At 60.5% G+C, this 13741-nt stretch carries 15 protein-coding genes; all 15 read left to right on the top strand.

Annotation, left to right across the window (positions count from 1 at the left end):
• Positions 1-184 (top strand): flagellar protein FlaG (locus tag OQK_RS03190; protein ID WP_016771088.1); only part of this gene is annotated, 184 nt, incomplete at its 5' end.
• An 82-nt stretch (positions 185-266) separates the two neighbouring features.
• Positions 267-1721 carry a flagellar filament capping protein FliD gene (fliD, locus tag OQK_RS03185; RefSeq protein ID WP_016771087.1) on the top strand — a complete coding sequence of 485 codons (1455 nt, stop codon included), beginning with the start codon at positions 267-269 and terminating at the stop codon, positions 1719-1721.
• A gap of 129 nt (positions 1722-1850) precedes the next feature.
• Positions 1851-2249 carry a flagellar export chaperone FliS gene (fliS, locus tag OQK_RS03180; RefSeq protein WP_016771086.1) on the top strand — a complete coding sequence of 133 codons (399 nt, stop codon included), beginning with the start codon at positions 1851-1853 and terminating at the stop codon, positions 2247-2249.
• An 11-nt stretch (positions 2250-2260) separates the two neighbouring features.
• On the top strand, positions 2261-2557 hold the full coding sequence (locus tag OQK_RS03175; protein ID WP_016771085.1) for a hypothetical protein: 297 nt from the start codon (positions 2261-2263) through the stop codon (positions 2555-2557).
• A gap of 172 nt (positions 2558-2729) precedes the next feature.
• A complete protein-coding gene (locus OQK_RS03170; protein WP_016771084.1) occupies positions 2730-4205 on the top strand; it encodes a sigma-54 dependent transcriptional regulator in 1476 nt (491 codons plus the stop codon).
• A gap of 110 nt (positions 4206-4315) precedes the next feature.
• The gene (locus OQK_RS03165; RefSeq protein WP_016771083.1) at positions 4316-5527 is read left to right on the top strand and encodes a sensor histidine kinase; all 1212 of its coding nucleotides are present in this window, start codon (positions 4316-4318) and stop codon (positions 5525-5527) included.
• A gap of 5 nt (positions 5528-5532) precedes the next feature.
• Positions 5533-6915, top strand: a complete 1383-nt coding sequence (locus OQK_RS03160; protein ID WP_016771082.1) for a sigma-54-dependent transcriptional regulator — start codon at positions 5533-5535, stop codon at positions 6913-6915.
• A gap of 128 nt (positions 6916-7043) precedes the next feature.
• Complete coding sequence (gene fliE / locus OQK_RS03155; RefSeq protein WP_016771081.1) at positions 7044-7373, top strand: flagellar hook-basal body complex protein FliE; 330 nt, start codon at positions 7044-7046, stop codon at positions 7371-7373.
• Between the two features lie 14 nt (positions 7374-7387).
• Positions 7388-9175, top strand: a complete 1788-nt coding sequence (fliF, locus tag OQK_RS03150; protein WP_016771080.1) for a flagellar basal-body MS-ring/collar protein FliF — start codon at positions 7388-7390, stop codon at positions 9173-9175.
• The gene (gene fliG / locus OQK_RS03145) at positions 9168-10187 is read left to right on the top strand and encodes a flagellar motor switch protein FliG (protein WP_016771079.1); all 1020 of its coding nucleotides are present in this window, start codon (positions 9168-9170) and stop codon (positions 10185-10187) included. The genes fliF and fliG overlap by 8 nt, the downstream gene beginning before the upstream one ends.
• Positions 10188-10191: 4 nt before the next feature.
• Positions 10192-10998 (top strand): flagellar assembly protein FliH, encoded by an 807-nt coding sequence (gene fliH, locus OQK_RS03140; protein ID WP_016771078.1) that lies wholly within the window; start codon positions 10192-10194, stop codon positions 10996-10998.
• Positions 10988-12346, top strand: coding sequence for a flagellar protein export ATPase FliI (fliI, locus tag OQK_RS03135; protein WP_016771077.1), 1359 nt, complete (start codon positions 10988-10990; stop codon positions 12344-12346). Before fliH ends, fliI begins: the two co-directional genes overlap by 11 nt.
• A gap of 6 nt (positions 12347-12352) precedes the next feature.
• Positions 12353-12802 carry a flagellar export protein FliJ gene (gene fliJ, locus OQK_RS03130; RefSeq protein WP_016771076.1) on the top strand — a complete coding sequence of 150 codons (450 nt, stop codon included), beginning with the start codon at positions 12353-12355 and terminating at the stop codon, positions 12800-12802.
• Positions 12803-12992: 190 nt separating this feature from the next.
• Complete coding sequence (locus OQK_RS03125; protein ID WP_016771075.1) at positions 12993-13298, top strand: STAS domain-containing protein; 306 nt, start codon at positions 12993-12995, stop codon at positions 13296-13298.
• 5 nt (positions 13299-13303) lie between these two features.
• A partial coding sequence (locus OQK_RS03120) for a response regulator (protein ID WP_038860480.1) occupies positions 13304-13741 on the top strand: 438 nt, incomplete at its 3' end.

Here is a 13741-nt window from a genome sequence, read left to right as displayed (position 1 = left end):
GTTCGTACAGTCGATCAAGCGTAATCTGGAGTTCTCGATCGACGAGCATTCCGGCAAGGTCATCGTCAAGGTGATCGCAAGCGAGACGGGTGAGGTCGTTCGACAGATTCCCTCCGCCGAAGCCCTTAAGCTCGCAGACAGCCTGGCCAATGCAAGCCACGTGTTGTTCGACGCCAAAGTCTGATAGCTGGCATGAATAGTGTTTGCCCATTCTCAGGACGCGTGTAACGGTCAAAAGAATGGCAACAATCTGAAGGGAGATGCACATGGCAAGTCCAATTCTACCGGGTTCCGGACTGGGTTCCGGCCTGGACATCGGCGCGATCGTGACTGCGCTGGTCAACGCCGACAAGTCTGCCAAGCAGACGCAGATCGATACTGCTACCAAGACCAATAGCCTGAAGATCTCCGGTGTCGGTTCGTTGAAGAGTGCGCTGACCGCATTCCAGACGGCGATGACCAACCTGAGCAGCAAGACCAACCCTGCGTTTGCCGGCTTTGCGGCGACGTCGGGCAATACCGATATTCTCAGTGCCACCTCCGATAGCACCGCGGTTGCGGGCAAATACAATGTGGTGGTGAACAAGCTGGCCACGGGCTCGAAAATCGCCAGTGCTTCCTTTGCCGGCGGCGCCGCCAGTGCCATTCCGAGTGGTACCCTGAAAATCAGTCAGAATGGCACTGATTACAACGTCGACATCCCCGCCAATGCCACCTTGCAGACCACCCGTGACGCCATCAACAAGGCTCAGGGCGCCAACGGCATTTCCGCCAACATCGTCACCGACAGCTCCGGTTCCTCGCGCCTCGTTATCAGCTCAAGCAAGACCGGCGCAGGTTCCGATCTGACCGTTAGCGGTATTGCCGGTCTGGAAATCGATGGTACCCAGCTGATGGGTACCAGCCCGGCCGCCGGTGCTTCGGGCGCGGTCAACGGCATTGCGCAAAATGCCGAGCTGACCATCGACGGTCTGACGGTAACCAGCAAGAGCAACACGGTAAGCGGCGCGATCAGTGGCCTGACCTTGAATCTGACCACGGCAACGCCGCTCAATGGCACGCCGACCGTCATCAGCGTCGATGCCAATACCAAGGGGCTGCAGACTTCGATTCAGACGTTTGTCGACGCTTACAATGCGCTGAAGAATACCGTTGACACGCTGTCCAAGGCGACGCCGGACGCAGACGGCAAACTGACTGTGCAGGCAGCCTTCACCGGTGACTCGCTGCCACGTTCGTTGATTGCCGATATCCGTGAGCAGTTGACGGCAGTGGGCGCTGGCGGACCGCTGGCGGTGTTGTCGCAGTTGGGTGTGATGACCGACCGCAACACCGGTAACCTGACGTTTGATACCGCTGCGTTCAACAAAACCATGGATCAGCCGGGCATGACTGGCCAGGTTCAGCAACTGTTCACCGGGACCGACGATACCAACGGTCTGTTGGCGCGCATGAAGGCGGCGGTTGATCCGTACCTCAAAGCTCCAGCGGGTAGCAAGGTTACCAGCGGTTTGCTCGATCAGCGTCTGACCATTCTGAACAACAACACACGCAATCTAACCAACCAGCAGCTGGCGCTGGATTTGCGTGTCGCCAACCTGACCAAGACGTTGACCGCCAAGTACAACGCCATGGACTTGCTGGTCGGCCAGATGAAGGCAACGGCGAGCAACATCACGTCGTTCTTCAGCTCGCTGAACGCTCAGCAGTCCGCGAAGTAACAGTCAGTAACGACAAAAACCCGGCTACGCTTTATCGGCGTGCGCCGGGTTTTTGTCTTTTGATCTAAAGTTTTCGGACCGGTTGGCGATACACTGGTTATACGAGTCAACGTGGCAATGAGGTAGAACATGAACCCGATGTTAGCCCTTCGGCAGTACCAGAAAGTCGGCGCCCATGCGCAGACGTCCGAAGCGAGCCCGCACCGTTTGGTGCAAATGTTGATGGAAGGTGGCCTGGCCCGGATTGCGCAGGCCAAAGGCGCCATCGAACGCAAGGACATTCCCGGCAAGTGCACGGCGATCAGCAAGGCCATCGGCATCGTCAGTGGCCTGCGTGAAGGCCTCGATCTTGAGAACAACGCCGAGGCGCTGGCCGATCTGGATGGCCTGTACATCTACATGATGAAGCGTCTTGCCGAGGCGAACATCAGCAGCGACCCACATGTGCTCGACGAAGTCGCCGGCCTGCTGACAACGGTCAAAGAAGGTTGGGACGCCATCGCGCCCGTGCCGGCTCCGCAGTTCTGAAGGAGATCACCATGAGTCTTGTATTGCAGCGAATAGCCGATACCCGTGAAGCGTTGGTCGGAGCATTGGCCGAACGAAACTGGGAAGCCATTGGTGAGTTGGACCTGGCTTGCCGTTCCTGCATGGAAGACGTCATGGCGGAAGCTTCGCTGGACGAAGTGGCACTGCGCGACAACCTTGAGGAGCTGCTATTCGTCTACAAAGAGCTTCTCGAGGTAGCAATGGGCGAGCGGCAGGCGATAGCCAACGAGATGTCGCAGATCACCCAAGCGCAAAAGGCTGCAAAGGTTTACCATCTGTTTGGTTGATTAACCGTCAGTTAAACCAGAGATGTGCGCCATAAATTTGACTGTGCACGGTTTTTTGACTTAACTAGTGGCTATTATCAGGTTTAGGGCGTCTACAGGCACATGGTGTCCTGCAAGCGTCTCGCTTGCCTTATTTTTCGGGCATTGAGTTGACTAGGGAAGTTGCTATTGCATGTGGCGTGAAACCAAAATTCTGCTGATCGATGACGATAGCGTCCGCCGCCGCGACCTGGCGGTGATTCTGAATTTTCTTGGCGAAGAAAATTTACCCTGCGGCAGCCATGACTGGCAGCAGGCTGTCGGCTCTTTGTCGTCTAGTCGTGAAGTCATTTGCGTACTGATCGGGACCGTCAATGCTCCTGGCGCGCTTTTGGGCTTGCTAAAGACACTCGCAACCTGGGATGAGTTCCTTCCGGTTTTGTTAATGGGCGATAATTCTTCCGTTGACCTGCCTGAAGACCAGCGTCGCCGCGTCCTGTCGACCCTGGAAATGCCGCCCAGCTACAGCAAATTGCTCGATTCGCTGCATCGCGCCCAGGTCTATCGTGAAATGTACGACCAGGCCCGCGAGCGCGGCCGTCATCGCGAACCCAATCTGTTCCGCAGTCTTGTCGGCACCAGCCGCGCGATTCAGCACGTCCGGCAGATGATGCAGCAGGTGGCCGACACCGACGCCAGCGTACTGATCCTCGGCGAGTCCGGCACCGGCAAGGAAGTGGTCGCGCGCAACCTGCACTATCACTCCAAGCGCCGCGACGCGCCATTCGTGCCGGTCAACTGCGGGGCGATCCCTGCAGAGCTGCTGGAAAGCGAACTGTTCGGCCACGAGAAGGGCGCTTTCACTGGCGCGATCACCAGCCGTGCCGGGCGCTTTGAGCTGGCCAACGGCGGCACGCTGTTTCTCGATGAAATCGGCGACATGCCGCTGCCGATGCAGGTCAAGCTGCTGCGCGTATTGCAAGAGCGCACCTTCGAACGCGTGGGCAGCAACAAGACCCAGAGCGTCGACGTGCGCATCATTGCCGCAACGCACAAGAATCTCGAAAGCATGATCGAGATCGGCTCGTTCCGCGAAGACCTCTACTATCGCCTGAACGTGTTCCCGATCGAGATGGCGCCGCTGCGTGAGCGCGTCGAAGACATTCCGCTGCTGATGAACGAACTGATCTCGCGCATGGAGCACGAGAAGCGCGGTTCGATCCGTTTCAACTCGGCGGCGATCATGTCGCTGTGCCGTCACGGCTGGCCGGGCAACGTCCGCGAGCTGGCCAACCTGGTCGAGCGCATGGCGATCATGCACCCGTACGGGGTAATCGGCGTGGTCGAGTTGCCGAAGAAATTCCGCTACGTCGACGACGAAGACGAGCAGATGGTCGACAGCCTGCGCAGCGATCTGGAAGAGCGCGTGGCGATCAACGGCCATACGCCGGATTTCAGCGCCAGTGCACTGCTGCCGCCGGAAGGCCTCGACCTCAAGGACTACCTCGGTGGTCTGGAGCAGGGCCTGATTCAGCAAGCGCTGGACGACGCCAATGGCATCGTGGCACGGGCCGCTGAACGTCTGCGCATCCGTCGCACCACCCTGGTCGAGAAGATGCGCAAGTACGGCATGAGCCGGGCTGGAGGAGACGAACAGGCGGATGATTGACGCCTGTTTTTCAAGCGCTTCATTTATAAGCAGTTTTTTTTAGGCACGGGTATTGCTATAGCCCTCGCAACGTTCCGTTTCACTGACGGTCAGCCAAGCGAGAGAGCCCAATGCCCCAAGCCGCCCAGATCTCTTCTGCCTCCAATATCGTGGGGCAACCCTCGTCCGTAGAGCAGGCAAGTCGTCAGGGGCTTGAGCAGGCCTTTCAGCTGTTCAACCAGATGTCGAGCCAGCTGACCGACTCCTACAGCCTGCTCGAAGCGCGGGTCACCGAACTCAAGGGGGAGCTGGCGGTGGTCAGCGCCCAGCGCATGCAGGAACTGGCGGAAAAAGAACGCCTGGCCAATCGCCTGCAAAACCTCCTCGACCTGTTGCCCGGCGGCGTCATCGTCATCGACGGCCACGGTCTGGTGCGCGAAGCCAACCCGGCCGCCATCGATCTGCTCGGCTCGCCACTCGAAGGCGAACTCTGGCGCCATGTGATCGCACGCTGCTTCGCTCCCCGTGAAGACGACGGTCATGAAATCTCCTTGAAAAACGGTCGACGTCTGTCGATTTCCACCCGCTCGCTGGATGCCGAGCCGGGGCAGTTGGTGCTGCTCAACGACTTGACCGAAACCCGGCATCTTCAGGATCAACTGGCACGGCATGAGCGTTTGTCGTCGCTGGGGCGCATGGTTGCGTCTCTGGCCCACCAGATTCGCACGCCGCTGTCCGCCGCTTTGCTTTACGCCAGCCATTTGACCGAACAGCAATTGCCGGTGGAAACCCAGCAACGCTTTGCCGGGCGCCTGAAAGAGCGTCTGCACGAACTGGAACATCAAGTGCGCGACATGCTGGTGTTCGCTCGCGGTGAATTACCGCTGACCGACCGCATTTCGCCCAATGCCTTGATGCAATCGCTGCAGGCAGCGGCGCTGACCCATGTGCAGGATCTGCCGATCCGCTGGCAGTGCGACAGCCATGCCGGTGAGCTGCTGTGCAACCGCGACACACTGGTCGGGGCATTACTGAATCTGATTGAAAACGCCATTCAGGCCAGCGCCGGCGAAGCGCGGCTGAAAGTGCATTGCTACACCAGAGGCAACACCCTGCGTCTGTGTGTCAGCGACAGCGGCAGCGGCATTGAGCCGACAGTTTTGGCGCGCCTCGGCGAGCCTTTTTTTACTACCAAAGTCACCGGCACAGGCCTCGGCCTGACCGTGGTCAAAGCGGTGGCCCGTGCGCATCAGGGAGAATTGACCCTGCGCTCGCGAGTCGGGCGCGGCACCTGCGCGCAGGTCAGCCTGCCACTGTTTTCCGCTGCACAGGGAGTTGAATAAACGTCATGGGCATCAAGGTGTTGCTGGTCGAGGATGACCGTTCGTTGCGCGAAGCGCTGGCCGATACGCTGCTGCTCGCCGGCCACGACTATCACGCCGTCGGCAGCGCCGAAGAAGCGCTGACGGCCGTGGCGCAGCAAGCCTTCAGCCTGGTGGTCAGTGACGTCAACATGCCGGGCATGGACGGTCACCAATTGCTCGTGTTGCTGCGCGCGCGCCAGCCGCAATTGCCGGTGCTGCTGATGACCGCACACGGCGCCGTCGAGCGTGCGGTCGATGCGATGCGCCAGGGTGCGGCGGATTATCTGGTCAAGCCGTTCGAGCCCAAAGCGCTGCTCGATCTGGTGGCGCGCCATGCCTTGGGCAGCATTGACGCTGGCGAAGCGGACGGTCCAGTCGCCGTCGAGCCGGCAAGTGCGCAGTTGCTTGAATTGGCGGCACGGGTCGCGCGCAGTGACTCGACTGTGTTGATCTCCGGCGAGTCCGGCACCGGTAAAGAAGTGCTGGCGCGCTACATTCACCAGCAATCGCGGCGGGCGAGCCAGCCGTTTATCGCAATCAACTGCGCGGCGATCCCCGACAACATGCTCGAAGCGACATTGTTCGGTCATGAGAAAGGTTCGTTCACCGGCGCCATCGCCTCGCAGGCCGGCAAGTTCGAGCAGGCGGACGGCGGCACCATTCTGCTCGATGAAATTTCCGAAATGCCACTGGGGCTGCAAGCCAAGTTGCTGCGCGTCCTGCAAGAGCGTGAAGTGGAGCGAGTGGGCGCGCGCAAGCCAATCAGTCTGGATATTCGCGTCGTCGCCACAACCAACCGCGATCTGGCCGGTGAAGTGGCGGCGGGGCGGTTTCGCGAAGACCTGTTTTACCGCTTGTCGGTTTTCCCTCTGGCCTGGCGTCCACTTCGCGAGCGCACTGCCGATATCCTGCCGCTGGCGGAAAAGTTGCTGGCCAAACACGTCAATAAAATGAAGCACGCAGCAGCGAAGCTGTCGCCCGAAGCGCAAGCCTGCCTGACCGCATATCCGTGGCCGGGGAATGTGCGTGAACTGGACAACGCCATTCAGCGCGCGCTGATCCTGCAGCAGGGCGGTTTGATTCAGCCGCAGGATTTTTGCCTCACTGGTGCGGTGACATTTGCGCCGTTGCCGGTCACGGCATCGGTAAACCGCGAGGTGGAAATCGAGGCGGATTCTTCCGGCGCGCTGGGCGATGACCTGCGCCGCCGGGAGTTTCAGATGATCATCGACACCCTGCGCGCCGAGCGTGGCCGGCGCAAGGAAGCTGCCGAAAAGCTCGGCATCAGCCCGCGGACTCTGCGCTACAAACTGGCGCAAATGCGCGACGCCGGGATGGACGTCGAAGGCTATCTGTTCGCCACCTGACCAATGCTGCAAAACATTCCAGATGCTTTTCTCAGAAGGGTGCCCACTAGCTGGCACCCTTGTTGCTAATACCTGTGTACCCGCCGAGTGAGTGTCAAAAAATTGCGGGCCGCCCAAGAGAGTAGACCATGAGCCAAGGTATTGAATTTAATCGGTTGATGATGGACATGCAGGCCATGAAAGTGGATGCCATGTCTGCGCGTAAATCGACTGCCGCTGTCCCTGAAATCGCGGGCAGCAGCTTTTCCGACATGCTCGGTCAGGCGATCAATAAAGTCAGCGATACCCAGCAGGCGTCGACTCAACTGGCCAACGCGTTCGAGATCGGCAAGAGCGGTGTCGACCTGACTGACGTCATGATTGCGTCGCAAAAAGCCAGCGTGTCGTTCCAGGCTCTGACCCAGGTGCGCAACAAGCTGGTCCAGGCTTACCAAGACATCATGCAGATGCCGGTTTAAGGGCGAAATAAGTCATGGCAGAAGCAGTCGCTGATAACGTTCCGGCCAAGGCCACCCCGATCGACGGCAAACCGCCGCTGTTCGGCCTGTCCTTTCTGGAAAACCTTTCCCAGATGACCGTGCTGCGTCAGGTCGGCCTGTTGGTCGGTCTGGCTGCGAGCGTGGCGATTGGCTTTGCCGTGGTGCTGTGGTCGCAGCAGCCGGATTACCGTCCACTGTACGGCAGCCTTGCCGGCATGGACGCCAAGCAGGTCATGGAAACCCTGGCCGCCGCTGACATTCCCTATAACGTAGAACCCAATTCCGGCGCCTTGCTGGTCAAGGCCGACGACCTGTCCCGTGCGCGGATGAAACTCGCTGCCGCTGGTGTCACTCCCAGCGACGGCAACATCGGTTTCGAAATCCTCGACAAAGAACAGGGTCTGGGCACCAGCCAGTTCATGGAAGCGACCCGTTATCGTCGCGGCCTCGAAGGCGAACTGGCGCGGACCATCTCCAGCCTGAACAACGTCAAGGGTGCCCGCGTGCACCTGGCGATTCCGAAGAGTTCTGTGTTTGTCCGTGACGAGCGCAAGCCAAGCGCTTCGGTACTGGTCGAGCTGTACAGCGGGCGTTCGCTGGAGCCGGGTCAGGTGGTGGCGATCATCAACCTGGTGGCGACTTCCGTGCCCGAGTTGAGCAAATCGCAGATCACCGTCGTCGATCAGAAGGGCAACCTGCTCTCCGATCAGGCGGAGAACTCGGAAATGACCATGGCCGGCAAGCAGTTCGATTACAGCCGCCGCATGGAAAGCATGCTCACCCAGCGCGTGCACAACATTCTGCAACCGGTACTGGGCAACGATCGCTACAAGGCTGAAGTTTCGGCCGACGTCGATTTCAGTGCCGTCGAATCGACCGCCGAGCAGTTCAACCCGGACCAACCGGCGTTGCGCAGCGAGCAGTCGGTCAACGAACAACGCACCGCCAGCAATGGTCCGCAAGGTGTGCCGGGTGCCCTGAGCAACCAGCCACCGGCGCCTGCCTCGGCGCCGCAGACCACCGGTGGCACCGCCGCACCGGCCGGGATGATCCAGCCGGGTCAGCCACTGGTTGACGCCAACGGTCAGCAGATCATGGACCCGGCCACCGGCCAGCCGATGCTCGCACCGTACCCGGCGGACAAGCGTCAACAATCGACCAAGAACTTCGAGCTCGACCGTTCGATCAGCCACACCAAGCAGCAGCAGGGCCGTCTCAATCGCCTGTCGGTGTCGGTGGTGGTCGACGATCAGGTCAAGGTCAACCCGGCCAACGGTGAAACCAGTCGTGCGCCGTGGAGCGCCGACGAATTGGCGCGCTTCACTCGTCTGGTGCAGGACGCCGTCGGTTTCGACGCCAGCCGTGGCGACAGCGTCAGCGTGATCAACATGCCGTTCTCCGCCGAGCGTGGCGAAGTGATTGCCGATATTCCGTTCTACTCCCAGCCATGGTTCTGGGACATCGTCAAACAAGTGCTGGGTGTGCTGTTCATCCTCGTACTGGTGTTTGGTGTGCTGCGTCCGGTGCTCAACAACATCACCGGCGGTGGCAAAGGCAAGGAGCTGGCCGGTCTGGGCAGCGACGTGGAACTCGGTGGCATGGGCGGCCTGGACGGCGAACTGGCCAACGACCGCGTGAGCCTCGGTGGTCCGCAGAGCATTCTGTTGCCGAGCCCGAGCGAGGGTTATGACGCGCAGCTGAATGCAATCAAGAGTCTGGTAGCTGAAGACCCGGGTCGCGTGGCTCAGGTCGTGAAAGAGTGGATTAACGCAGATGAGTGATAACCGAGCCGCCACCGTCAAACTGACCAAGGTCGACAAAGCCGCGATTCTGCTGCTGTCCCTGGGTTCGACCGATGCTGCGCAAGTGCTGCGCCACATGGGCCCCAAAGAGGTTCAGCGCGTCGGCGTGGCCATGGCGCAGATGGGCAACGTCCATCGCGAGCAGGTCGAGCAGGTGATGAGCGAATTCGTCGACATCGTCGGCGATCAGACCAGCCTCGGCGTCGGTTCCGACGACTACGTGCGCAAGATGCTCACCCAGGCCCTGGGCGAAGACAAGGCCAACGGCCTGATCGACCGCATCCTGCTCGGTGGCAACACCAGCGGCCTCGACAGCCTGAAATGGATGGAGCCGCGCGCAGTCGCTGACGTGATCCGTTACGAACACCCGCAGATCCAGGCGATCGTGGTCGCGTACCTCGATCCGGATCAGGCCGGTGAAGTGCTCGGCAACTTCGACCACAAAGTGCGTCTGGACATCATCCTGCGTGTTTCGTCGTTGAACACCGTGCAACCGGCTGCCTTGAAAGAACTCAACCAGATTCTCGAGAAACAGTTCTCCGGCAACTCGAACGCCTCGCGCACCACCCTGGGTGGCATCAAGCGTGCGGCCGACATCATGAACTTCCTCGACAGCTCGATCGAAGGCCAGCTCATGGACTCGATCCGCGAAGTCGACGAAGACCTGTCCGGTCAGATCGAAGACCTCATGTTCGTGTTCAACAACCTTGCCGACGTCGACGACCGTGGCATCCAGGCGCTGTTGCGCGAAGTGTCTTCCGATGTGCTGGTACTGGCCCTCAAGGGTTCGGACGAAGGCGTCAAGGAAAAGATCTTCAAGAACATGTCCAAGCGTGCTGCCGAACTGTTGCGCGACGACCTCGAGGCGAAAGGCCCGGTGCGCGTCAGCGACGTGGAAACCGCACAGAAGGAAATCCTCACTATTGCCCGTCGTATGGCCGAAGCCGGCGAGATCGTGCTCGGTGGCAAGGGCGGCGAGGAAATGATCTAAGCCCATGGATAAGCCTGACGAGTCTGTGACGGATCTGATCCGCGCCCGCGATGTTCGTGGTTTCGAATCCTGGGCGCTGCCCAGCTTCGACCCGCCGAAACCGGAACCCGAGCCGGAACCGGAGCCCGAACCGCCGGAAATGGAAGAAGTGCCGCTGGAAGAAGTCCAGCCACTGACCCTGGAGGAACTCGAAAGCATCCGTCAGGAGGCTTACAACGAGGGCTTCGCCATTGGCGAAAAAGAAGGTTTTCACAGCACCACGCTGAAGGTGCGTCAGGAAGCCGAAACAGCGCTGGCGGCGAAAATGGCCAGCCTCGAGCTGTTGATGGCCAACCTGTTCGAACCGATCGCCGAGCAGGATACGCAGATTGAAAAGTCGCTGGTCGACCTCGTGCAGCACATCACCAAGCAGGTGATCAAGCGCGAACTGGCCATCGATTCGACGCAGATCGAACACGTCATGCGCGATGCCCTCAAGCTATTGCCGCTGGGCGTGGAAAACGTGCGCCTGTACGTCAATCCGCAGGATTTCGCCCAGGTCAAAGCCCTGCGCGAACGCCACGAAGAAACCTGGCGCATCGTCGAAGACGAGTCGCTGTTGCCGGGCGGTTGCCGGGTTGAAACCGAGCACAGTCGCATCGACGCCAGCGTCGAATCGCGGGTGACCCAGGTCATGGCCAAGCTGTTCGACCAATTGCACGAGCAAGCCCTGCATCCGGCAACGCCGGACTTGAGTCTGGACATTCCCGAAGACACCCCAGTGGCCGTCGACTCTGACGAGCCGCGCGCGGACGCCAGCGATGCGCCTTGAACGCACCAGCTTCGCCAAGCGCCTGAGCACCTACGCCGAGGCCACCGAGATTGCCGGCGCGCCGATCCTTGAAGGTCGGCTGCTGCGCATGGTCGGCCTGACCCTCGAAGCCGAAGGCTTGCGCGCCGCCATGGGCACCCGTTGCATGGTGATCAATGACGACAGCTACCACCCGTCCCAGGTGGAAGCGGAAGTCATGGGTTTTTCCGGCAGCAAAGTCTTTCTGATGCCGGTCGGCAGCGTCGCCGGCATCGCCCCGGGCGCCCGCGTGGTGCCGCTGGCCGATACCGGCCGTTTGCCGATGGGCATGAGCATGCTTGGCCGTGTCCTCGACGGCGCCGGCCGCGCGCTGGACGGCAAGGGCGGCATGAAGGCCGAAGACTGGGTGCCGATGGACGGCCCGACCATCAACCCGCTCAACCGTGATCCGATCAGCGTACCGCTGGACGTCGGCATCCGTTGCATCAACGGTTTGCTGACGGTCGGCCGTGGCCAGCGTCTGGGTCTGTTCGCCGGTACCGGTGTCGGTAAATCGGTGCTGTTGGGCATGATGACCCGCTTCACCGAGGCCGACATCATCGTCGTCGGCCTGATCGGTGAGCGTGGTCGCGAAGTTAAAGAATTCATCGAACACATTCTCGGTGAAGAAGGCCTCAAACGTTCGGTAGTGGTCGCCTCGCCAGCGGACGACGCTCCGCTGATGCGTATGCGCGCGGCAATGTATTGCACGCGCATCGCCGAGTATTTCCGCGACAAGGGCAAGAACGTTCTGCTGCTGATGGACTCGCTGACCCGTTTCGCCCAGGCCCAGCGGGAAATCGCTCTGGCCATCGGCGAACCGCCAGCAACCAAGGGCTATCCGCCCTCGGTGTTCGCCAAACTGCCGAAACTGGTGGAGCGTGCCGGTAACGCGGAGAAGGGCGGCGGTTCGATCACGGCGTTCTACACCGTACTGTCCGAAGGCGACGACCAGCAGGACCCGATTGCCGACTCGGCGCGGGGTGTGCTCGACGGCCATATCGTCCTGTCACGACGCCTGGCCGAGGAAGGTCACTATCCGGCGATCGACATCGAAGCCTCGATCAGCCGGGTGATGCCGGCGGTAGTTTCGCCGGATCACATGCAGCGCGCGCAGTATTTCAAACAGCTCTGGTCACGCTATCAGCAGAGCCGCGATCTGATCAGCGTCGGTGCCTACGTTGCAGGTGGCGACCGCGAGACCGATCTGGCGATTTCCCTGCAACCGCAGTTGGTCAGGTATCAGCGCCAGGGCCTCAACGACAAAATCAATCTGGGTGAAAGCCAGGCCTATCTGGAAACCCTGTTCGCCCCTGCGGCGGGCGGGTAACCGGCCATGGCCGTCAGCCGCGCCGCGCGCCTGGCACCGGTGGTGGACATGGCCGAAAAGGCCGAGAAAGCCGCCGTGCAGCGCCTCGCCTACTTTCAGGGCCAGGTCAAAGTTGCCGAAAGCAAACTGGCCGACCTCAATGCCTTTCGTCTGGATTACTCGCAGCAGTGGATCGTGCGCGGCAGCACCGGCGTGACCGGGCAATGGCTGCTGGGCTTTCAGGGTTTTCTGGCGCAACTCGACACCGCCGTCGACCAGCAACGGCAGAGCCTGGTCTGGCATCAGAACAAGCTCGACAAGGCGCGTGAGGAATGGCAGCAGGCGTTTGCCCGCGTCGAGGGTTTGCGCAAACTGGTGCAGCGCTATCGCGACGAGGCGCAACGCCTGGAAGACAAGCGCGAGCAGAAGCTGCTCGATGAACTGTCGCAGCGCTTGCCACGGCGTGATGCCTTCTAAACCACACCGCCAAACCCTGTGGGAGCGAGCCTGCTCGCGACAGCGCCGTGTCAGTCAAGCCTGTAGTCAACTGCCAGAATGCCTTCGCGAGCAGGCTCGCTCCCACACTTGTTCCACCGTTGCGCCTTGCCCCAACCCTATCCAGGTGCTACACCTTGTACAGGTTCGTCAATGACAAGGAAGCCAGTCAATGTCAGTCGTTACAGAAGTCTCTCCAGACCAGAAAAAGCTCACCATCGCCGTCAAAGGCCGGTTCGATTTCGGTCGCCATCAGGAATTTCGCGAGTCGTATGAACGGCTCCCACACAAACCCGAATCCATCGTGGTCGATCTCAAAGAGGCTACTTACCTCGACAGCTCCGCGCTGGGCATGCTGCTTCTGCTGCGTGATCACGCCGGTGGCGACGAGTCGGATATCCGTGTCGTGAACAGCAGCTCCGATGTGAAGAAAATCCTCGCGATTTCCAACTTCGACAAACTCTTCGACATCAGTTGACGCCCATGCAGGCGCAAGAGCCGCTGACCATTCTTATCGCCGAAGACAGTGCCGCCGACCGGCTGCTGCTATCGACCATCGTCCGCCGTCAGGGCCATCAGGTGCTGACAGCGGCCAATGGTGCCGAGGCGGTGGAAACGTTCAAAGAACAGCAGCCCGATCTGGTGTTGATGGACGCGCTGATGCCGGTGATGGACGGCTTCGAGGCGGCGCGGCAGATCAAGGCGCTGGCGGGTGAAGCGCTGGTGCCGATCATTTTCCTCACGTCGCTGACCGAGAGTGAAGCGCTGGCCCGTTGTCTGGAGGCTGGTGGTGACGATTTTCTGGCGAAGCCGTACAACCAGGTGATCCTTGCCGCCAAAATCAAGGCGATGGATCGCTTGCGTCGCCTTCAGGCCACGGTCCTGCAGCAGCGCGATCTGATCGCGAAACATCATGACTAT

The organism is Pseudomonas sp. R62 (assembly GCF_000257605.1).
Lineage (GTDB): Bacteria > Pseudomonadota > Gammaproteobacteria > Pseudomonadales > Pseudomonadaceae > Aquipseudomonas > Aquipseudomonas atacamensis.
Note: the sequence above shows the minus strand (reverse complement) of the source record. Positions and strands in the feature narration are given on the sequence as shown.